The following is a 19,052-nucleotide window of genomic DNA, read 5'->3' as shown; positions in this document are numbered from 1 at the left end:
CCGGGGTGGGGCGGTTTCACACCAGGCTTACGCGGGCCAGGGGTGGGAGGGGACGGGTGCTGAAGGAAACTTACGGACGCGCGCTGCCCGGTTCGCGCGACAGCGTGTGGGTGAGCGTGTGCTCGACCGGCTTGCCGTCGCGCAGGGCAGGAATGAACCGGCAACCGGCAAACGCCGCCAGCACGGCGGTGTCGTACTCGGGGTGACTGCTCGCCTCAGCCAGCTTCAGGTCGCGCAGCTGCCCGGCCGGATTGACCACGAATTGCAGCGTCAATGTGAGCGCGGCATCTTTTTCGACGACGTCCTGCGGGTACTCGGGCAGGGTGCAGGAGTCGCTGATGCGGCGCGCCTGCATGAAGTTCGCGGCCTTGGCCGGTGCCGGGCCTTTACCGGGCGCGGGCAGGTCGATCTTCTTGCCGTTGACGCGCAGCACGCCGCCGCGGAACTCGATGGTCGAGACCAGCATATCGTTCTCCAGGCGCGCGTAGCCGTTGCCGAGGAGCTTGCCGATGATCGCATCGGAGACGTTCTGGGCGCTCGCCTCGGGCGCCGCCAGCACCGCCTTCGCCTGCGCGTTGTCGGCCCTGGACGCCTGCTGGCGCGCCGCGGCCAGCGCCACCTCGCGCACCAGCGCCACCAGCACCTTGATCTCGAAGCGCGCGTTGATGCGCTTCGACAGGGCCGCCATGTCGCCCGTGTTGGCGCCGGCCGTCCCGTCGATGCCCACGCGGCCGCTCAGCATGGCCTTGTGGCCGTGAAAGGCGAAGCTCATCTCATCGATCACCAGCGCGGTCTTGTGCCTGGTGGCGCCGCGCAAGAAGCTCTTGAACATGGGCATCATCGCGCTCAGGTCGTCGCGGCTGGCGGCCTGTTTTGCACTCAGCTTCTTCTGGGTAGCCTGCATGGCGACCAGCGCCGCTTTTTCGATGTTCACGAAGCGCATGGCAACCGTGAAGTCGTCGACCCGTTCGCCCGCGAATTCGATGGCCTTGATGCCGAACGACTGCGTCATCTGTACCGTGCTCGGGCGCTCCTCCATCTTGCCGCTGAAGCTCAGCTCGCGCATCGACAAGGCCAGGGGCTTGGCCTTGCCTTCGACCTGCATGCTGCCGAAGCCGCCCTGCATGCTGCCATACCAGATGTTGCCGGCACCACGGTACTGCGTGCCCGACAGGGTGCCGTCGTGCAGGGAAATGCGGGCGTCCTTGTCCTCGTACGAGAGCGATGGCCAGGCGCCGCGGAAGTCCACGGCCTTGCCCGGCTTGTCCACCCACAGGTCGACCGGCAGCTCGCTCCACACCAGCGTGCCGCCATCGGCCGTGCCCTGGTGCAGCGGGTTCAGCCGCCAGTGCCAGGCCGTCTTGCCCTGCTCGATACCGCGTTTTTCCATCGACCACGGACGATCGGTGCCGAAGGCTTCGACCAGCAGCTTGACGGTGTCGGGCGAATGCTGGAAATTGATCAGCTTCTCGAAATTCTTGTTGAGGCTGGCGCCATCCTCCATCGCGGCCTGCATCTCATGGCTGGCGGCGGTCATCGCCCGCAGCACGAGCGGCTGCTGGCGCGTGGGCTTGTCATCGGCATGGGCGAAGGAGATGACGGCGGGGATAACAACGAGGGTTGCCGCAAGGACGCGGCGCATCAGGGCAGGTTTCACGAAGGGCCTTTTGGTAAGCAAGTTTCTAATTATCAATGATGCATTACCGAAAGTCACTGGCCGATCCACACCGCTGACGCTGTGTTGCAGAAAAGACAAAACGCAAGCCCATCTGCCGCTGCACGCCTCCCGCGCCCGTCCCCTCGCTCGCGCAGTACAATATCGAATTCGACAATCTTTCCAGAGACCACCATGGCCGTGAATTCCCCCCTGCCCGTCGCCGCCGACCTGAAACCGGTTGCCGGCATCGAGATCGGTTTTGCCCAAGCCGGCATCAAGAAGCCCAACCGCAAGGATGTGCTGGTCATGCGCCTCGCCGAGGGCGCGACCGTCGCCGGCGTCTTCACCCTGAATCGTTTTTGCGCCGCGCCCGTGCAGGTCAGCAAGGCCAACCTGGCCGCGGTGACGAACGGCGCTGCGCCGATCCGCGCGCTGGTGGTCAATACCGGCAACGCCAATGCGGGTACCGGAGAGACGGGGCTGGCCAATGCCCAGGCCACTTGCGCGGAAGTGGCGCGCCTGCTCGGTTGCGAAGCGGGGCAGGTGCTGCCGTTCTCGACCGGCGTGATCCTCGAGCAGCTGCCGATCGCGAAGATCGTCGCCGGCCTGCCCGAGGCGGTTGCCAACCTGACGCCCGATAACTGGTTCAATGCGGCCGAAGCCATCATGACCACCGACACCCAGCCCAAGGCGGCATCGAGGACGGTGACCATCGGCGGCCACACGGTCACCATGACCGGCATCAGCAAGGGCGCCGGCATGATCAAGCCGAACATGGCGACCATGCTGGGCTACCTGGCCTTCGACGCCAAAGTGGCGCAGCCGGTGCTGGATCAACTGGTGAAGTACGCGGCCGACCGCTCGTTCAACAGCATTACCATCGACGGCGACACCTCGACCAACGACTCGTTCATGCTGATCGCCACCGGCGCCGGCAGCCTGGAAATCAAGGAAGCGAGCGGCGCCGAGTACGAAGCCCTGCGCGATGCCGTCACCGACATTTCACGCAACCTGGCGCAGCAGATCATCCGCGACGGCGAGGGCGCCACCAAGTTCATCACCATCACGGTCGAACAGGGCCGCACGCTCGAGGAGTGCCGCAAGATCGCGTATGCGATCGCCCACTCGCCGCTGGTGAAGACCGCCTTCTTCGCATCGGACCCGAACCTGGGCCGCATCCTGGCCGCCGTCGGCTACGCCGGCGTGGACGACCTCGACGTCACCAAGCTCGACCTGTACCTGGACGACGTGCTGGTCGCGCAAGCGGGCGGGCGCAATCCAGATTATCAGGAAGCGGACGGCCAGCGCGTCATGAAGCAGGCCGAGATCCTGGTGCGCGTGACGCTGGGCCGCGGCGACGCCAGCGCCACGGTGTGGACCTGCGACCTGTCGCACGACTACGTCAGCATCAACGCCGACTACCGTTCCTGAGGCGGCAATGACGCCGCTCGAACAGTTCCTGCACCGCGCCGAGAGCTTGCTGGCGCGGGTCGAGGCGGTATTGCCGCCTGTGATCCCGCGCGAGCCGGACTGGAAGCGGGCGACCGCCTTCCGCTGGCGCCGCCGCGCCTCCGGTGGCAGCTTCCTGCAGCCGGTGCTGCACGCGGCGACGATCCGCTTCGAGGAATTGCAGCACGTCGAAGCGCAAAAACGCCAGATCGAGCAGAACACACGCCAGTTCATCGCGCGCCGCCCGGCCAACAACGTGCTGCTCACCGGCGCGCGCGGCACCGGCAAGTCCTCGCTGATCAAGGCTTGCCTGAACGGCTTTGCCGGTGAGGGCCTGCGCCTGATCGAAGTCGACAAGTCCGACCTGGCGGACCTGCCCGACATCGTCGACCTGGTCGCAGGCAGGCCGGAGCGCTTCGTCATCTTTTGCGACGACCTGTCGTTCGAGGAAGGGGAGGCGGGCTACAAGGCGCTGAAGGTGGCGCTCGACGGCAGCATCGCCACGCCCTCGGACAACGTCCTGATCTACGCGACCTCGAACCGGCGCCACCTGATGCCGGAAAAGATGTCGGACAATGCGGGCTTTTCGCACAGCGACGAGGGCGAGCTGCATCCGGGCGAAGCGGTGGAAGAGAAGATTTCGCTGTCGGAGCGGTTCGGCTTGTGGCTGTCGTTCTATCCGTTCCGCCAGGACGACTACCTGGAGATCGTGGCGCACTGGCTGGCGAGCTTTGGCTGCACGCCCCAGCAGATCGAATCCGCGCGGCCGCTGGCACTGCAATGGGCGCTGGGCCGCGGCTCGCGCTCGGGCCGGGTGGCGTGGCAGTTTGCCAAGGACTACGCGGGCAAGCTGCCAGGCTCCTCCACTGCGTGAATGCCTTTCTTCTCCGATTGGCTTGCCACGTAGGCATTGATCTCCGCGCCGTAGAGCAGCACGGCCGCTGAAATGAAGAAGTACAGCAGCAGCAGGACGGCCGACCCCATGCTGCCGTAGGTGGCGTTGTAATCGGCGAAATTGCGTACGTAGACATCAAACCCGAGCGACCCAAGGAGCCAGGTAAGCACGGCCACCACGGCGCCCGGCGTCACGAAGGGAAACCTGGGTTGGGCGGCCGGCGCCGAGTAGTACACCAGCCCTGCGCACAGGATGAGCAGGATCACCGCCAGCGGCCAGCGCATCCACGTCCACAAGCTCACCAATGCCTGGCCGAAGCCGATCTGCGCTTCCAGCCACGCGATCGCCGTGGGTCCGATGAGCAGCAGGGCGGCGGAGGCGATCAGCAATGCCGCCACCGCCAGCGTGTACAGCACCGACAGCGGGTAGAGCAGCCATGCAGGCCGGGTTTCGCGGATCCCGTAGGCGACGTTGAAAGCGTTCATGGTGGCGCGCACGCCCGCCGAAGCCGTCCACAAGGCAATGATCGCCCCCACCGACATCAGCCCTCCCGGAGGCTGCTGCAACTGGTCGAGCACCTGGTTGAGCGGGCCCATGGCTTGCTGCGGCAACAGCATCGCGGCCTGCTGGCGCAGCCAGGCCATGAAATCGGGCAGGTTGAGCGTGCCGATCAGGGCGATCAGGAAAATAAAGAAGGGGAACAGGGAGAACAGCAGCTGGTAGGCCAGCGCCGAGGCGTAGGTGGCCATGTCGTTGCGAACGAAGTTCTTTGCCGCCGACAGCAGGACCGTGCCGAGACCGATGCCCTTTAATCCAGGAATGTTCATGCGCTGCTCTCCCTTACATCGCTGTACCGGAACCGCCATCATATGCCCACCGCCGCGCAGATCCCATTCGCCCAGGTTATTTCCCCTCTCATTTTTGTATCGTCGGGCACAACAGCAGCGATGCCTTGCGGATCAGGCTGGCGTACAATATCGGATTTTCCAGACGGGCCAGCCATGCAGGAAGCGAAGACCCAGCCGATCGATGTGGCGGTCGGCATCTTGATGGGCCCGAACGGCGACGTGCTGCTGGGCCAGCGCCCGGCAGGCAAGCCGTATGCGGGCTACTGGGAATTCCCGGGCGGTAAAGTCGAGCCGGGCGAGGCCATTTTTGCCGCCCTGCAGCGCGAATTCGTCGAGGAACTGGGTGTGCAGATCGTCAGCGCCAGCGAGTGGTGCTGCGTCGAACACGTCTACGAGCACGCCCATGTGCGGCTCCATTTTTATATCAGCCGCGACTGGCGCGGCGAACCGCAAAGCCTGGAAGGCCAGGCCTTTGCGTGGCAAGGGGCAGTCGGCGTTACCCCGCTGCTGCCCGCCACCATCCCCTTGCTCGAGTGGCTCGATCAGCTGCGCTTTGCAGGGTAAAAAGCAGTCAATCAATCTGTTGAAGGATCCTTGTGAAAATCATCGTCTTGGGTAGTGGTGTCATCGGCACCACCACGGCGTATTACCTGGCCCAAGCCGGGCACGACGTCACGGTCATCGACCGCCAGCCGGCCGCCGGCATGGAAACCAGTTATGGCAACGCGGGCGAAATCTCGCCTGGCTATGCGTCCCCATGGGCCGGCCCCGGCGTGCCCGCGAAAGCCGTCAAGTGGCTGATGATGCAGCACAGCCCGCTCGTGGTGCGCCCGAAGCTCGACCTCACCCAATGGCGCTGGATGCTGCAGATGCTGGCCAACTGCAACCACAAGAGCTATGCCATCAACAAGGGCCGCATGGTGCGCCTGGCCGAGTACAGCCGCGACGTGCTGGTGCAGCTGCGCGCCGACACCGGCATCGCCTACGACGAGCGCAGCCAGGGCACCCTGCAGCTGTTCCGCACCCAGAAGCAGGTCGACGGCGCCGCGACCGACATCGCCGTCCTCGAGCAGTACGGTGTGCCGTACAAGGTGCTCGACCCGGCCGGCTGCGAAGCCTACGAACCGGCCTTATCGAAAGTGCGCGGCAAGTTCGTCGGCGGCCTGCTGCTGCCGAACGACGAGACCGGCGACTGCTTCAAGTTCACCCAGCGCCTGGCCGAGATGGCGAAAGCGCTGGGCGTCAAATTCCGCCACGGCGTCGAGATCCGGCGCTTGGTCGTTGAAGGCGACAAGGTTACCGGCGTGGTGACCTCGCAGGGCGAACTGAAGGCCGATTCCTTCGTGCTGGCGCTGGGCAGCTATTCGCCGGTCATCCTCAAGCAGGTCGGCATCCATATCCCGGTCTATCCGGTCAAGGGCTATTCGATCACGGTGCCGATCACGGACCCCGCCGGCGCGCCGGAATCGACCATCATGGACGAGACCTACAAGGTCGCGATCACCCGCCTGGGCGACCGCATCCGCGTGGGCGGCACCGCCGAGATCGCAGGTTACGACCTGAGCCTGCACCAGGCCCGGCGCGACACCCTGGAACACTCGGTCACCGACCTGTTCCCGCAGGGCGGCGACGTGTCGAAGGCGGAGTTCTGGTGCGGCCTGCGCCCGATGACGCCGGACGGCACCCCGGTGGTCGGCCCGACCCCGTACCGCAACCTGTTCCTCAACACGGGCCACGGCACGCTGGGCTGGACGATGGCTTGCGGTTCTGGCCGCGTGCTGGCCGACATGGTCTCGGGCCGCCAGCCGGAGATCGGCCTGGAAGGCTTGTTCATGGACCGCTACGGGCGCCGCAACAAGCCGGTGCTGGTGCCGGGCGGTATCAGCGTAACGGCGTAACAGGGCGGTTTCGCTTTCGTAGGATGGGCACAAGTGCCCACCCTACGCCCCCGACTCAGTGCTTGTCGTCTTCGTCCAGCGGATTGTCCTGCAACTCGTTCGGCGCAGCACCCGGGATGGTGTATTTCTCTTCGGCCCAAGCGCCCAGGTCGATCTGTTTGCAGCGCTCCGAGCAGAACGGGCGATACTTGTTCTCAGTCGTCCATTCGACTTTCCGGGAGCAGGTAGGGCAGGCAACAACGGTCATGGCAGGTCGTCAAACTTAAAAATTACAGAGCGTCAGCTCGAACGGCACGTCTTCTTCCAGCGACTTGGGCTTCAGGTCGCCGCCCTGGGTGGTAAAGCGCACCCACAGCATGTACTTGTTGGCGGAAATCTCGGGGATCGCGCCCAGCGACTCGTCCAGGCCGAGCCTCAGCATGTGGTAAATCTTTCCTTGCAACATCTGCTGGTAGCTGCCGGACGCCGCGATCATCTTGGTCGGGCGGCCGGAGTCGCGCAGCAGGCGCAGCACGAGGGCGAGGGCGTCGCACAGCGGCGCAAGCGGACCGAACCAGCCCATGATGTCGGCATGGCGCTGGTCGAACGGGCGCTTCTGCCAAGCGTAATACGAGGGCAAATCGAATTCGCAGGCGCCGCCCGGAATGATCGTGCGGCCGCGAATGCTCATCAGCCACTCGTTGTCGCGCACGTTCTGGCCGGTCTTGCCCTGGGCAGCGCCCAGTGCGCTGCTGACCTGGTCGAGCTCGGCAAGGATGGCGTCGAGGGCCTCGGCCGCCACGGCCGGGTTGCTGCGGTAGGCCAGCAGGCTTTGCTTCTGGCGTTCGAGTTCCTGCAGCAGGTCGGATTTCAGGTCGGCGCGGCCGGCCACTTCCAGCATGTCGAAGATCGTCGCGAGCGCGACGTGGTGCTGCATGGGGTGTTCCTGTTGCACGAAGAACTTGAATTTCTCGTACAGGTCCTCCAGCCGCAACAACGTGCGAATCCGCTCGTTGAAAGGATATTCGTAGACGATCAAAGTGACATTCCCCTGGAAGTGGGCTGGCGAGCAACCCCGTGATTCTGAACCATGCGGAGCAAAATTACAAATCCCGCATTATGGATGCGCCATGCGCGCGGCCTCGGCCAGGTAAAACGCGTGCAGGCGTTCGACCTGGGGTGCCAGCGCCTCGACGCCGTCGTCGTTCAGGATCACGTCGTCGGCCGCCGCCAGGCGCTCCGCACGGGTCACCTGCGCCGCCATGATGGCACGTACCTGGGGCTCAAGCAGGTTATTTCTCGCCATCACGCGCGCGATCTGCGTCTCTTCCGAACAGTCGATCGCCAGCACGCGCGTGACGCGCCCGGCCCAGGTGCCGGACTCGATCAGGAGCGGTACCACGAAGATGACGTAAGGGCCGCTGGCAATCGCCGCCGCAGCCGCGGTCGCATCGCGGATGCGCGGATGCAGGATCGCTTCCAGCCGGGCGCGGGCGCCGGGGTCGGCGAACACCAGTTCGCGCATCTTCGCGCGGTCCAGCGCGCCGCCGGGCGTCGCGAAGTCCACGCCGAATTCGGCGAGGATCGCCGGCATGGCGGCCCCGTGCGGCGCGGTGAGGGCGTGGGCGATGGCGTCGGTGTCGACCAGCGTGGCGCCAAGCGCGCCGAACATGTCGGCGACGGTCGTCTTGCCGCAGCCGATGCCGCCGGTCAGCCCGACGGAGAATGCGGTGGCCTGGGCTGTCATGCGCTTAGGCCAGGTAGCCCTGGAACACGGCGCCGATCCGCTCGCCGTAGAGCAGGGCGATCATGCCGGCGGCGGCCAGGTAGGGGCCGAACGGAATCGGCTTGTCGCGCCCGCGCCTGGCGAACACGATCAGGCTGATGCCCACCAGCGCGCCGACGACCGAGGACAGCAGGATGATCGTCGGCAACATGGCCCAGCCGAGCCAGGCGCCGAGCGCCGCGAGCAGCTTGAAGTCGCCGTAGCCCATGCCTTCCTTGCCGGTGACGAGCTTGAACAGCCAGTATACGGCCCACAGGACGAAGTAGCCGGCGGCCGCGCCGATGACGGCGTCGTGCAGCGGCACAAAGGTGCCGTCCAGGTTGACCAGCAAACCGGCCCACAGCAGCGGGAAGGTCAGGTCGTCGGGCAGCAGCTGGGTGTCGACGTCGATGAAGGTCATCGCGATCAGGAGGTAAGCGAACAGCAGGGTCGCCAGACCCGCGACGCCGCTGCCGAAGGTCCACACCAGCAGCGCGGACAGCAGGCCGGTCAGGAGTTCGACGGCCGGGTAGCGTGGCGAAATCGGCGCCTTGCATTTGCGGCATTTGCCGCGCAGCGCCAGCCAGCTGACGACAGGGATGTTCTCGAGCGCGCCGATCTGGTGGCCGCAGTGCGAGCAGGCGGAACGCGGCACCATCAGGTTGTAGCGGTCCGTGTGCGGCAATTCCTTGCCGCTTTCGTGGGCAACGTAATTGTCGGACTCGCGCTGCATCATCTTCGGGATGCGGTGGATCACCACGTTCAGGAAGCTGCCGATGAGCAGGCCGAACAGACCGGCGACCAGGGCAGGGGCAAGCGATGCCGGGGCGGCGAAGAGAAGAGTTTCCAAAGGCGGGCTTCCGAAGTGAAGAATGGTTCCGTAGATCAACGTATTTTAGGGTGTTTCGCCCTATTTTGCGAAGGAAGCTTGCGTCCATTGCCCTTTGCGCCTGTTGTGTTGTGGCAAGTACGCATCCGTGGTCCGGCGGCGGCTTTCTTTCCGCCTCCTTAACCCGTTCGTGGTGCGAATTGATTATATGGGTTATGATGGAATAAAGTTAGCCAGCATAATCTCATCAGGAGGGGCCATGTACGCACTGGAACATGAGGTGCCGGGTATTTCGACCCTTGCAGGCGACCCCGAAGAGGTCAGCAAGGGCCTGCACCAGGTCGATGCCGAACAGGTGGTGGCCGTGGCACTGGCCCATGCCACTCCGCGCGAAGCGGCGGCGATTGCGCAAACCTTTGCCAGCATCGCCGAGCTCGTCAAAACCCTGGTCGGCAACCACCATCGCGAATCGCTCGAAGCGATCGTCGAGGCGCTGGTACCGAAGGTGCCGCCCACGCCGAACGAGCTGAAGGAAGCCACCATGCTGGCGCGCGCCCGCACCGCGGTCATCGACAGCGGCGACTGGATGACGGCGGCCGAAATCGCCTCGGCAGCCAATTTCAGCGCCACCAACCCCAGCGCCCAGCCCAACAAATGGAAGCGCGACGGCGCCATTTTCGCCATCCGCCACAACGGCATCGATTATTTCCCCAGCTACGGGCTCGACCCCCAGGCCGGCTACCGGCCGCGCAAGGCGCTGGCGCAAGTCATCAGGACCTTCGGCGACGCCAAGGACAGCTGGGGCTTGTCCTATTGGTTCATGTCCGCCAACAGTTACCTGGGCGGCAAGACGCCACGCGAGCTCCTCGCCCTCGACCCCGAGCGCGTGATCGCGGCCGCAGCAGACGAACTCGAAGGCGCGCTGCATGGTTAAGACGCCGGCCCACAAGCCGCGCACCAACACTGACATCGCAAGCCCGCCACCATCCTTACTGCATATCTCCACCACCACCTGGCCAGCTGGGACGACCATCCACCGGGTTCACCACGGCCAGTATGGCGGGGTGCAATTCAACCCCGGCGTGCAGGGCAACGCCCGCTTCAGCCCCATCAGGAACACCGAAGGCAAGCCGATACCGACCCTCTACGGCGGCTCGAGCTTTGCCTGCGCGGCGATGGAAAGCGTCTTTCACGACGTCCCCTTCGCCGCCGGCTACAAGACCTATGACAAGGCCAAGCTCGACGGCCATGTGCATTCCCGCTTCGACACCGCAACCGACCTGCTGCTGGCCGACCTGGGCAGCAAGGCCCTGCGCAAGCTCGGCGTGCAGCGCAACGCCCTGATCGACACCGAAAAAGACCAGTATCCGGTGACCCGGCTGTGGGCCGAGGCGATCCATGCGCAATGCCCGCAGGTGCAGGGCTTGTGCTGGATTTCGCGCCAGGACGACAGCGCACGGGCGGTCGTGTTGTTTGGCGACCGGATCGATGGCGACGTCTTGCGCGAGGCGGCGCCTTCACGCAGCCTGGCGGGCGATGCAGTGGCCTATGGAGAGCTGCTGGCGCTGGCGGAACTGATCGGCGTGGATATCGTGCCTGGGCGGAGTTGATCACCGTCGATCCTGGCCCTGGCTAAGGATGCCACATTCTTCAGCCAGGGATTCGCTTCGTGCCACCGTTCTGCGAATGCCTCGATCGCAGGCAAGTGCAGCAGCGATGCGCCCAGCATGTCGAGGCCGTCCATGAACATGCGGCGGTGCCGGTCGCTCAGCGTGAAGCTCGCCGTACCTGTCGCGCTCGCCACCTGGAGCTGTTCCACGTCGATGCGCACCCGCAGCGGTGAGCTTGATGCCGCCGCTTCCGCAAAGAGGTGCCCCATGTCCTCTTCCGATACGGTCGCCAGCATCAGGCCGTTGTTCATGGCGTTCGAGTAGAAAATCTCGCCGAAACTCGACGCGATCACGGCGCGTACCCCGGCCTGCTGCAGTCCCCAGACCGCGTGCTCCCTGCTCGAACCGCAACCGAAATTCGCGCCACCGAGGAGGATGGGCGCGCCGGCATACGCCGGCAGGTTCAGGACAAAGTCCGGGCGTGGACTGCCTTGTCCGTCGAAGCGCAGGTCGTACAGCACCCCGCGGTCCAGCCCGGCTTTGTCGATGCCGCGCAAGAACTGCTTCGGCATGATCTGGTCGGTATCGAGATTGGCGATGGGGAGCGGCGCCGCGATGCCCTCAATGATGGCGCTGTTACTTATATTGTTACGCATGATCTGCCAAAAGCCTTCTTACGTCGGTGATTGTTCCGGTGACCGCGGCGGCGGCCGCCATTGCGGGACTCATCAGGTGGGTGATCGCCCCGCGTCCTTGCCGGCCTTCGAAATTGCGGTTGGTGGTGGAGGCGCAGCGTGTGCCCGGCGCCAGCACGTCGTCATTCATGGCCAGGCACATCGAGCAGCCGGGCTTGCGCCATTCGAATCCCGCGGCGACCAGCTTCGCGGCGATGCCCTCGTGTTCGGCCTGGTCGCGCACCGCGCCCGAGCCGGGCACCACCATGGCCCGCACTCCGGGTGCAACCTTGCGCTCGCCAATCACATCGACGACCGCCCGCAGGTCCTCGATGCGGCCGTTGGTGCAGGAACCGATGAACACGTGCTGGATCGTGAGCCCTTCCAGCGGCATGCCGCTGGCCAGGCCGGTGTATTGCAGTGCCCGTGCTTCCGATGCGTTGGCTGCTTCCGGAACGACGCCCGTCACCGGTACTGCCTGGTCCGGGCTGGTTCCCCAGGTCACGATGGGGGCGAGACCGGACGCGTCGAAGTCATATTCGATGTCGAAGCGCGCGTCCGGGTCACTGAAGAGTGTCTGCCAGTGGGCGAGGGCGCGCGCCTTCAAGCCGGCGTCGCCGGCCAGGTCCGGGCAATGGGCCAGCACGTACTGCACGGCCGTCTCATCGGGCGCGATGAGTGCCCCGCGCGCGCCTGCCTCCACCGCCATATTGCAGAGCGTGAAGCGCGCCTCGGTACTGAGCGAGGCAATGGCGCTGCCGCAGAATTCGACGACATAGCCGCGCGCTCCCTGCGCGCCGATGCGTGCGATGACCATCAGCACCAGGTCCTTCGCGGTGGTTCCGGCCGGAAGCGCGCCGTCGATCCGGATGCGCATGTCCCTGGCCAGGCGGTACACCAGCGTCTGCGTGGCCAGCAGGTGCTCGACTTCCGTGGTGCCGATGCCAAAGCCAAGGGCGCCGAGCGCGCCGTAGGTCGTGGTGTGGCTGTCTCCGCAAATGACCACCATGCCCGGCCTGATCATGCCGTGCTCGGGCGCGATGACATGCTCAATGCCCTGCCAACGGTCGTTCGTGTCAAACAGGGGAATGCCGTGCTTGTCGCAGTTGCGCTTGAGATTGCTCGCCTGCAGCGCGGAGTCCGCGTCACCGATGATCCGGAACTTGTCCGGATGCGTCGGAATGATATGGCTGACGGTGGCAACGTTCTGCCCCGGGTACAAGGTCGCCAGGCCGCGCTCGTGCAGGCCGGCGAAGGCCTGGGGACTGGTGTACTCGTTCATCAGGTGCAGGTCGGCGTACAAGAGGACGTTATCCTCGTCCAGTTGCGCGACCGTGTGCGAATCCACGAGTTTTCGGTAAAGTGTCTTGCTCATCTTGGTCTGTCGGTTGGGGTTATTCGGCGCTGATCCCGCGTTCCTTGACCAGCTTGCTCCACACCGGGAGCTCCTGCACCAGCCGCGCCTGGGCTTGCGCCGGCGTCGACGGGGTCGGGTCGAATCCGTCGCTGACCAGTTTTTCCTTCAGCGCAGGTGAAGCAAGTGTCTTGTTGAGCGCGGCATTGAGCTTGTCGATGATCGGCTTCGGCGTATTGGCCGGTGCGAACACCATGAACCAGGTCTCGAAGTTGTATCCGGACAGGCCCGATTCCTGGAGTGTCGGGACGTTCGGCAACAGGGGCGAACGCTTGGGGCCGGTCACGCCGATCGCGCGCAGCTTGCCGCCGCGGACATGCGGAACGGCGGCGGACAAGACGGGGAAACTCATGTCGACCATGCCCGCCATCGTATCGACCAGTGCCGGGCCGCCACCTTTGTAGGGAATGTGGGTAATGTCCGTCCGGCTCACATCCTTGAACAGTTCGGCGGCGATGTGGAAGGTGCTCCCGGGGCCTGCCGAACCGTAGTTGAATTTGCCTGGCTGGGCCTTGGTCGCGGCGAGCAGCTCCCTGGTGTCCTTGGCCGGGAATTTCGGATTGACCACCAGTACATGCTGGGACGCGGCCACCATGCCGATCGGCGCCAGGTCTTTCAGCGTGTTATACGGAAGCTTGGGGAACAGCGAAGGATTGATGGCCAGCGAAACTGTCTGGAGACCGATGGTGTAGCCATCGGGTGCGGACTTGGCGACCGCATCGACGCCGATATTGCCACCCGCGCCAGCCTTGTTCTCGACATAGATGTTGCCGCCGATAGCTTTTGCCCATTCGTCCGCAATCCGCCGCGCGACGATGTCTGCGCTGCCGGCAGGCGCATACGGTACCACCAGGCGGATGGGCCGGGACGGATAGCTATCCGCGAGCGCGGCAGTCGATACAAGGGACGCTGCGGCAATGAGTGCGATTTTCAGTTTCATGGTCTCCTCCGATGTTCAAGTTGTGGACTGCATTTGCCAGGATGTGCCGGCGATCTCGGTGCGACTATCATATTCAAAAAAACGCACCGTATAATTCACCTTTTCGCACTTCATTAGGTCGCTCAGGTTACGAATGGATGGTCTCAACGATTTGTCGTTTTTTGCGCTGGTGGTCAAGCATGGAAGCCTCGCCGGGGCGGCCCAGTCGCTCGGCATTACGCCTCCCGCGGTCAGCAAGCGGCTTGCCGCCATCGAAGCGCGCTTGCGGGTGCGCCTGCTCAACCGGACCACCCGGCGCATGAGCCTGACGCCGGAAGGGGAGACCTACCTGGCGGAAGGCGAACGGCTCGTGGCCGAACTCGAAGCGCTGGAACGCAAGATCTCGGGTGGAAGTGTCGTCCCGCAGGGCTTGCTGCGCATCAGCGCGACCCTGGGCTTCGGCCGCAGGTACGTGACGCCTCAGCTTTCCCGCTTCGCTTTGCAGTATCCGGGGGTAGATGTGCAGCTGCATTTGACCGACCGCCCGGTGAACCTGGTGGAACAGGCATTCGACCTGGCCATCCGTTTTGGTGAACAACCAGATGCACGGATTACGGCACGCAAGCTGGCGGACAACCGCCGCTTCCTGTGTGCGTCGCCGTCCTATCTCGCCGCACACGGCGCCCCGGTCTTGCCGCGCGACTTGCACAATCACAGTTGCATTGTCTTGCGGGAGAGCGATGAAATCTTCGGCAACTGGCAGTTCCGCTCCGGAACGAAGCAGGAGACCGTCAAGGTAAGGGGCCAGCTCAGCACGAACGACGGGGAGGCCGCGCTCGCCTGGGCACTGGATGGACATGGGATCGTGCTGCGCTCGGAGTGGGACGTCGCCCCGTTCCTGCGTTCCGGCCGCCTTCGCCTGTTGCTGCCGGACTGGACCGCGCTGCCGGCCGACATCTATATTCTTTTCCCTACCAAGAGCCACTTGCAGGCAAAAACACGAGCCATGGTCGACTTCATGCTCGACGCCTTTGCGGACAAACGGAGGATCGATCGATCCGCCGGGGGCGACTTGTTATGGTGAAGGCAGGGAGCGCCGCCGGGCACCAATCCTGGCCGGACGTATAGAATTCGTTACGGACAGCCCACCATCGGAATCACCATGAAAATATCCCAACGCGCCCAGGCAATCGATCCCTTCTTCGCCATGGAGTTCGGCAAACGCGCCGCCGCCCTCGAAGCCCAGGGCCACCACGTCATCAAGCTCAGCCTGGGAGAACCCGATTTCGGCCCGCCTCCCGCCATGCTGGAGGCAGCGCGCACGGCGGTCGGCGGTTCGCTGCCCTACACCGCGGCCCTGGGCATACCGGCCCTGCGCGAGGCGATCGCCGGCTTTTATCTGCGCGAGCATGGCGTCACGATCGCCCCAAGCAGGATCATCGTCACCGCCGGCGCCTCGGCGGCGCTGCTGCTGGTGACTGCTGCGCTGGTCGATCCAGGAGACGAAGTGATCGTCGGCGACCCCTCGTATCCGTGCAACCGCCAGTTCCTCAGCAGCTTCGGCGCGCAGGTCAAACTCGTGCAGACCGATGCGGACAGCCGTTTCCAGTTAAGCGCCGACAGTGTCCGCGCCAACTGGACGGACGGCACAAAAGGACTGATGATCGCGACGCCGTCGAACCCGACGGGAACCTCGGTAACTCCGGAAGAGCTGCGCGCGATCTGCGCGTGGGCGCGCGAGCACGATGCGTGGCGCATCGTCGACGAGATCTACCTGAACCTGGGCGACCGCGACGAGGCAGGCCGCGCGCCGCAGACGGTGCTGGCCTTTGACGATGGCGCCATCGTCATCAACAGCTTCTCGAAGTATTTCGGCATGACCGGCTGGCGCCTTGGCTGGGCCGTGGTCCCGGAGGCGATGGTGCCGACGATGGAGCGCCTGGCCCAGAATTACTATATTTGCGCATCCAACGTATCGCAGCAAGCGGCGCTGGCATGCTTTACGCCGGAGTCGCTGGCGATCTGCGAAGAGCGGCGCGTGGAGTTTGCCCGGCGCCGGGAGCTGGTGCTAGCCGGTCTCTCGGGGATCGGCCTGCCGGTTCCGGTGCCGCCGGACGGGGCGTTCTATGTGTACTTCGATGTGAGCGGGACGGGACTGACGTCCTGGCAGTTCTGCGAGCGGGCGCTGGACGAGGTGCACGTGGCGCTGACGCCCGGCAAGGATTTTGGCCATTGCGGGGCGGGCCGTTACGTGCGGCTGTCGTATGCGGCCAGCGCAGGGAACCTGATGGAGGCGATCAGGAGGCTGGGAGGCTTGATGGATCGCCTTGTGAAATGAAATTGCCCGGGAGCGATCGCTGGATCGCGTCCCGGAAACCAGGGGGCCCGGCCCCGAAGTAAGATTATCAGTAAGCGTACGGATTCTCGGGGCGACGGTCGCGACGGTTGCGGACTCCATCGCCGTCCACGTCGCGGTCGTAACGATTGGCGATACCGTCGTTGTCGAGGTCGCGGTCGTAGCGGTTCGGTACACCGTCGCGGTCGAAGTCGCGGCCTCCACGGCGATCGTGCATGCCGTCGCGGTTACGGTCGACCCAGCGGCGCGACTCGACGTAACGCCCATGCCGCGTATCCCATCCACTTGGCGCGTAGGCATAGCCGCCGCGGTACTGGCGCTCGGGCGCATAGCGGTCATGAACGTAGTAGCGCTCCTGGACGTATACCGGGGCAGGCTCCCCGACGTTGAGGTAGACGCGGGTCTGGGCGGCAGCCGAGAGGGGCACAGCGGCGGCACCCACGGCGGCAAGTACTGCAATGCTGAGGAAGCGTTTCATGTCAGGTCTCCAGTTGAACTACTATGGTTCAACTATAGGACTGCCTGCGAGTCGCCTGGTAGCACTGATTCATCTTCTTACAGATGAAACAAATTGCGCAGTTCTCGGGCAATTCGGCGCGCGGGGTTGCCGCGGATGTGGGCCAAGGCGCTTTTTCTCATAAAACTTCGCAGTTTTTCGGCGAGGCGTTACATAACGTGCTATCCGGCGCCAAGGTTCGACGCTTCGCAGCTCCCTTCCGTGCCAAGGATGCGCAGGTACTTGTCGTGTCGGCGATCACGGAACGTCCCCTGAGATCACGCAGTTGGGCTTCCAGCGTCAATTCGACTTCGCCCACTCCAGATTGCAGGACGGCCTTCGATCATCGTTCCGAGTCGCCTGAATCGGGAATTTACGGTCGATGTGCCTGATTCGTCGACCGAACTGAGGGAAGTCAATTATGGCTCAGGAGTGTCTACAATCGCCGTGACGATTCATCAATGTGCGCGGCTGCGCCGCTGGCAGGGGAGTCGATTCGCTCGGATAGTCATCTATTGAGTCTGGCAGCGCCCTGCAGCCCCAGCAGGCGCTGGAAGGTTGGACATTCCATGTGAGTCGGCGCCAGACAGGCGGCGGCGTGACGCAAGCCGTCGCGCATGGCGGTAAGCTTGCGGATGGTGACATCGAGTTCATCCGCTTTGCTGCTGAGCATGCCGCGGTCTATCTGGGGTCCACCATCGGGCCTGAACATCGTTGCAATCTCGTCCAATGAAAAACCGGCGGCACGGCCCAGCCTGATCAGGGCCAGCCGCTGCAGCACATCATTGCCGAACAACCGGCGCAGGCCCCGTCTTCCAACCGAGCTGATCAAACCCTTCTCCTCATAAAACCGCAGTGCCGAGGTCGATATTCCGGAACGCCGCGCCACTTCCCCAATGTCCATGTTATTTCCCTTGACTTCAAGTTGACTTGAAGTCGTACGCTACCAGTACTGCATGACAAACGCAAACCAGTGAGAAGATTATGGAACTGACATTCGCAGTACTCGTCATGGGTGTGGGCGCCACCTGGACAGTCGACGTATGGGCTGTTGTCCGCCAACTGTTGCTGGGCGTGCCCCGGCCGAACTATGGACACCTCGGGCGCTGGCTGGGGCACATGACCCGGGGCCAGTTCCTGCACAAGTCGATCGCTGCGGCTGCGCAGTATCCGGGCGAGGCGGTGATCGGCTGGATTGCCCACTATCTGATCGGCATCGCGTTTGCCGCGCTACTGCTGGCCGTCACCGGCCCTGGCTGGTTAGCCGTACCCACCATCGGTCCGGCGCTGTTGTTTGGCATCGGAACTGTGCTGGCGCCGTTTCTCTTGATGCAGCCTGGTATGGGGGCCGGCATCGCGGCCGCGAGGGCGCCGCGCCCGGCCTATACGCGCTTGCAAAGCGTCCTCACCCATGCAGTGTTCGGCCTTGGGCTGTACGCCAGCGCCTGGCTAACACATTAATCATTTTCAACCAGGAGAGTCACCATGCAAATTCAGGCCCGCTTCGCACCAATCCTCTTCAGCGCCATTTTGTCGGCGATCATGGTCAGTATCGTCTCGGCGTTCGTACTGCTCAATACACAGGGCCTGCACCCCGGACTTCCCGGGCAGTGGGTGCGCAGTTGTCTAACCATCTGGCCGGTTGCGTTTCCCACTGTCGCGATCGTCGCGCCAGTGGTGCGTAAGCTGGTCGCCAGGCTCACCAGACAAGTCTAGCTACCTACGGATTCACCCAGGCACGGCCCGCAATCATGCCAATGAGCTCCAGAGCGACCGCCAGCAGCAGACATGCAATCCATCGTGCACCTCTAGTCGAAGTATTCTGAGAACCTACACCAGCTGTAGGAACTCACGACATCTCGCAAGAGTTCCCCCTTGATCTCGAAGTGCTTCTCAAGTAGCTCGCAGTGCTTTTCTTCACAAAACTTCGCACTTTTTGAAGTGTGAGCAGGAAAAGGCCGCTTGCCCGAAAGGCCACAGGCGAGGCGAGGGAAACGCTAAGGCTACTCCCCCGCCGTGCCATAAGCGCTTGAGCGCGTCGGCGGGTACGCCAGGGCCAGGTACACCGCCTTCTTCTTGACCGTGCCTGCATCGCTGATTTTTAGGCGCAAGGTTGCCGTCGCGATGGTTGCCCACATCTTCCTCGTTCGCCAAGTGCTCGCAGCTCAGCCGCCAGCATCCGTTCCGCCACCTTTTCACGCCAGTGAGGGGTGCTGAAGTTCATGTCGTAACGGTAACGTCGCGCTTCACTGCGCTGCATTAC

22 protein-coding genes are annotated in these 19,052 nt (G+C 64.1%); 10 read left to right on the top strand and 12 right to left on the bottom strand.

Features of this window, described 5'->3' with window-relative positions:
- Window positions 1–70: 70 nt before the first annotated feature.
- A complete protein-coding gene (locus tag ACFPN5_RS01370) occupies window positions 71–1,657 on the bottom strand; it encodes a DUF945 family protein (RefSeq protein ID WP_379779325.1) in 1,587 nt (528 codons plus the stop codon).
- A 192-nt stretch (window positions 1,658–1,849) separates the two neighbouring features.
- Here ACFPN5_RS01370 and argJ point away from each other — a divergent pair, with 192 nt between their 5' ends.
- Entirely contained in the window at window positions 1,850–3,088 is a 1,239-nt protein-coding gene (gene argJ, locus ACFPN5_RS01365; RefSeq protein ID WP_379779323.1) for a bifunctional glutamate N-acetyltransferase/amino-acid acetyltransferase ArgJ, read from the top strand.
- A 7-nt stretch (window positions 3,089–3,095) separates the two neighbouring features.
- A complete protein-coding gene (locus ACFPN5_RS01360; protein WP_379779321.1) occupies window positions 3,096–3,980 on the top strand; it encodes an ATP-binding protein in 885 nt (294 codons plus the stop codon).
- On the opposite strand, the gene ACFPN5_RS01355 is transcribed toward ACFPN5_RS01360, so the two are convergent.
- Window positions 3,944–4,828, bottom strand: a complete 885-nt coding sequence (locus tag ACFPN5_RS01355) for a YihY/virulence factor BrkB family protein (protein ID WP_379779319.1) — start codon at window positions 4,826–4,828, stop codon at window positions 3,944–3,946. The two genes, ACFPN5_RS01360 and ACFPN5_RS01355, sit on opposite strands and share 37 nt — an antisense overlap.
- 174 nt (window positions 4,829–5,002) lie before the next feature.
- Here ACFPN5_RS01355 and ACFPN5_RS01350 point away from each other — a divergent pair, with 174 nt between their 5' ends.
- Window positions 5,003–5,413 carry an NUDIX domain-containing protein gene (locus tag ACFPN5_RS01350; RefSeq protein WP_379779317.1) on the top strand — a complete coding sequence of 137 codons (411 nt, stop codon included), beginning with the start codon at window positions 5,003–5,005 and terminating at the stop codon, window positions 5,411–5,413.
- Window positions 5,414–5,445: 32 nt separating this feature from the next.
- Window positions 5,446–6,747, top strand: a complete 1,302-nt coding sequence (locus ACFPN5_RS01345) for a D-amino acid dehydrogenase (RefSeq protein ID WP_379779315.1) — start codon at window positions 5,446–5,448, stop codon at window positions 6,745–6,747.
- A gap of 55 nt (window positions 6,748–6,802) precedes the next feature.
- Here the strand turns inward: ACFPN5_RS01345 and yacG are convergent, their stop codons facing one another.
- From yacG to ACFPN5_RS01325, 4 genes are all read right to left on the bottom strand, one after another.
- Complete coding sequence (gene yacG / locus ACFPN5_RS01340; protein ID WP_379779313.1) at window positions 6,803–6,994, bottom strand: DNA gyrase inhibitor YacG; 192 nt, start codon at window positions 6,992–6,994, stop codon at window positions 6,803–6,805.
- A 15-nt stretch (window positions 6,995–7,009) separates the two neighbouring features.
- Window positions 7,010–7,765 (bottom strand): cell division protein ZapD, encoded by a 756-nt coding sequence (gene zapD / locus ACFPN5_RS01335; protein WP_379779311.1) that lies wholly within the window; start codon window positions 7,763–7,765, stop codon window positions 7,010–7,012.
- Window positions 7,766–7,843: 78 nt separating this feature from the next.
- The gene (gene coaE / locus ACFPN5_RS01330; protein ID WP_379779309.1) at window positions 7,844–8,473 is read right to left on the bottom strand and encodes a dephospho-CoA kinase; all 630 of its coding nucleotides are present in this window, start codon (window positions 8,471–8,473) and stop codon (window positions 7,844–7,846) included.
- A gap of 4 nt (window positions 8,474–8,477) precedes the next feature.
- Window positions 8,478–9,341, bottom strand: a complete 864-nt coding sequence (locus tag ACFPN5_RS01325; RefSeq protein WP_379779307.1) for a prepilin peptidase — start codon at window positions 9,339–9,341, stop codon at window positions 8,478–8,480.
- 238 nt (window positions 9,342–9,579) lie between these two features.
- On the opposite strand from ACFPN5_RS01325, the gene ACFPN5_RS01320 reads away from it, so the two are divergent.
- Window positions 9,580–10,254: a hypothetical protein gene (locus tag ACFPN5_RS01320; protein WP_379779305.1), complete on the top strand. Its 675-nt coding sequence runs from the start codon at window positions 9,580–9,582 to the stop codon at window positions 10,252–10,254.
- Window positions 10,247–10,930, top strand: a complete 684-nt coding sequence (locus ACFPN5_RS01315) for an RES family NAD+ phosphorylase (RefSeq protein WP_379779303.1) — start codon at window positions 10,247–10,249, stop codon at window positions 10,928–10,930. Before ACFPN5_RS01320 ends, ACFPN5_RS01315 begins: the two co-directional genes overlap by 8 nt.
- Here ACFPN5_RS01315 and leuD read toward each other — a convergent pair.
- Genes leuD through ACFPN5_RS01300 form a run of 3 tightly spaced genes read right to left on the bottom strand, consistent with a single transcriptional unit; the run spans window position 10,867 to window position 13,958 of the window.
- Window positions 10,867–11,586 carry a 3-isopropylmalate dehydratase small subunit gene (gene leuD / locus ACFPN5_RS01310; protein WP_379779301.1) on the bottom strand — a complete coding sequence of 240 codons (720 nt, stop codon included), beginning with the start codon at window positions 11,584–11,586 and terminating at the stop codon, window positions 10,867–10,869. The genes ACFPN5_RS01315 and leuD overlap by 64 nt on opposite strands.
- On the bottom strand, window positions 11,579–12,979 hold the full coding sequence (leuC, locus tag ACFPN5_RS01305) for a 3-isopropylmalate dehydratase large subunit (RefSeq protein WP_379779299.1): 1,401 nt from the start codon (window positions 12,977–12,979) through the stop codon (window positions 11,579–11,581). Before leuC ends, leuD begins: the two co-directional genes overlap by 8 nt.
- A gap of 19 nt (window positions 12,980–12,998) precedes the next feature.
- The gene (locus tag ACFPN5_RS01300) at window positions 12,999–13,958 is read right to left on the bottom strand and encodes a Bug family tripartite tricarboxylate transporter substrate binding protein (RefSeq protein WP_379779297.1); all 960 of its coding nucleotides are present in this window, start codon (window positions 13,956–13,958) and stop codon (window positions 12,999–13,001) included.
- Window positions 13,959–14,091: 133 nt separating this feature from the next.
- Here ACFPN5_RS01300 and ACFPN5_RS01295 point away from each other — a divergent pair, with 133 nt between their 5' ends.
- Complete coding sequence (locus ACFPN5_RS01295; RefSeq protein WP_379779295.1) at window positions 14,092–15,021, top strand: LysR family transcriptional regulator; 930 nt, start codon at window positions 14,092–14,094, stop codon at window positions 15,019–15,021.
- Between the two features lie 78 nt (window positions 15,022–15,099).
- Window positions 15,100–16,275, top strand: coding sequence for a pyridoxal phosphate-dependent aminotransferase (locus tag ACFPN5_RS01290; protein WP_379779293.1), 1,176 nt, complete (start codon window positions 15,100–15,102; stop codon window positions 16,273–16,275).
- A 67-nt stretch (window positions 16,276–16,342) separates the two neighbouring features.
- Here ACFPN5_RS01290 and ACFPN5_RS01285 read toward each other — a convergent pair whose 3' ends face one another.
- Window positions 16,343–16,771, bottom strand: coding sequence for a thrombospondin type 3 repeat-containing protein (locus ACFPN5_RS01285; protein ID WP_379779291.1), 429 nt, complete (start codon window positions 16,769–16,771; stop codon window positions 16,343–16,345).
- Between the two features lie 526 nt (window positions 16,772–17,297).
- Entirely contained in the window at window positions 17,298–17,693 is a 396-nt protein-coding gene (locus ACFPN5_RS01280; RefSeq protein ID WP_379779289.1) for a helix-turn-helix domain-containing protein, read from the bottom strand.
- A gap of 80 nt (window positions 17,694–17,773) precedes the next feature.
- Here ACFPN5_RS01280 and ACFPN5_RS01275 point away from each other — a divergent pair, with 80 nt between their 5' ends.
- On the top strand, window positions 17,774–18,250 hold the full coding sequence (locus tag ACFPN5_RS01275) for a DUF2938 domain-containing protein (RefSeq protein WP_379779287.1): 477 nt from the start codon (window positions 17,774–17,776) through the stop codon (window positions 18,248–18,250).
- Between the two features lie 24 nt (window positions 18,251–18,274).
- Window positions 18,275–18,505: a DUF2798 domain-containing protein gene (locus tag ACFPN5_RS01270; protein WP_379779285.1), complete on the top strand. Its 231-nt coding sequence runs from the start codon at window positions 18,275–18,277 to the stop codon at window positions 18,503–18,505.
- Window positions 18,506–18,792: 287 nt separating this feature from the next.
- On the opposite strand, the gene ACFPN5_RS01265 is transcribed toward ACFPN5_RS01270, so the two are convergent.
- Entirely contained in the window at window positions 18,793–18,927 is a 135-nt protein-coding gene (locus ACFPN5_RS01265) for a hypothetical protein (RefSeq protein ID WP_379779283.1), read from the bottom strand.
- Window positions 18,928–19,052: the final 125 nt, after the last annotated feature.

The organism is Massilia niabensis (assembly GCF_042655085.1).
Classification (GTDB): domain Bacteria; phylum Pseudomonadota; class Gammaproteobacteria; order Burkholderiales; family Burkholderiaceae_D; genus Telluria; species Telluria niabensis.
The sequence above is the reverse complement of the archived record's forward strand: the minus strand, read 5'-3'. Positions and strand labels throughout refer to the sequence as shown.

Excerpts from the sequence above, each read along its gene's own strand:
- ACFPN5_RS01355 (WP_379779319.1), bottom strand. The coding sequence starts at position 4,828 with ATGAACATTCCTGGATTAAAGGGCATCGGTCTCGGCACGGTCCTGCTG.
- ACFPN5_RS01360 (WP_379779321.1), top strand. The coding sequence starts at position 3,096 with ATGACGCCGCTCGAACAGTTCCTGCACCGCGCCGAGAGCTTGCTGGCG.
- yacG (WP_379779313.1), bottom strand. The coding sequence starts at position 6,994 with ATGACCGTTGTTGCCTGCCCTACCTGCTCCCGGAAAGTCGAATGGACG.
- ACFPN5_RS01295 (WP_379779295.1), top strand. The coding sequence starts at position 14,092 with ATGGATGGTCTCAACGATTTGTCGTTTTTTGCGCTGGTGGTCAAGCAT.
- ACFPN5_RS01280 (WP_379779289.1), bottom strand. The coding sequence starts at position 17,693 with ATGGACATTGGGGAAGTGGCGCGGCGTTCCGGAATATCGACCTCGGCA.
- argJ (WP_379779323.1), top strand. The coding sequence starts at position 1,850 with ATGGCCGTGAATTCCCCCCTGCCCGTCGCCGCCGACCTGAAACCGGTT.
- coaE (WP_379779309.1), bottom strand. The coding sequence starts at position 8,473 with ATGACAGCCCAGGCCACCGCATTCTCCGTCGGGCTGACCGGCGGCATC.
- ACFPN5_RS01275 (WP_379779287.1), top strand. The coding sequence starts at position 17,774 with ATGGAACTGACATTCGCAGTACTCGTCATGGGTGTGGGCGCCACCTGG.
- ACFPN5_RS01285 (WP_379779291.1), bottom strand. The coding sequence starts at position 16,771 with ATGAAACGCTTCCTCAGCATTGCAGTACTTGCCGCCGTGGGTGCCGCC.
- ACFPN5_RS01315 (WP_379779303.1), top strand. The coding sequence starts at position 10,247 with ATGGTTAAGACGCCGGCCCACAAGCCGCGCACCAACACTGACATCGCA.
- leuD (WP_379779301.1), bottom strand. The coding sequence starts at position 11,586 with ATGCGTAACAATATAAGTAACAGCGCCATCATTGAGGGCATCGCGGCG.
- ACFPN5_RS01320 (WP_379779305.1), top strand. The coding sequence starts at position 9,580 with ATGTACGCACTGGAACATGAGGTGCCGGGTATTTCGACCCTTGCAGGC.
- leuC (WP_379779299.1), bottom strand. The coding sequence starts at position 12,979 with ATGAGCAAGACACTTTACCGAAAACTCGTGGATTCGCACACGGTCGCG.
- ACFPN5_RS01265 (WP_379779283.1), bottom strand. The coding sequence starts at position 18,927 with ATGTGGGCAACCATCGCGACGGCAACCTTGCGCCTAAAAATCAGCGAT.
- ACFPN5_RS01350 (WP_379779317.1), top strand. The coding sequence starts at position 5,003 with ATGCAGGAAGCGAAGACCCAGCCGATCGATGTGGCGGTCGGCATCTTG.
- ACFPN5_RS01270 (WP_379779285.1), top strand. The coding sequence starts at position 18,275 with ATGCAAATTCAGGCCCGCTTCGCACCAATCCTCTTCAGCGCCATTTTG.
- ACFPN5_RS01300 (WP_379779297.1), bottom strand. The coding sequence starts at position 13,958 with ATGAAACTGAAAATCGCACTCATTGCCGCAGCGTCCCTTGTATCGACT.
- ACFPN5_RS01290 (WP_379779293.1), top strand. The coding sequence starts at position 15,100 with ATGAAAATATCCCAACGCGCCCAGGCAATCGATCCCTTCTTCGCCATG.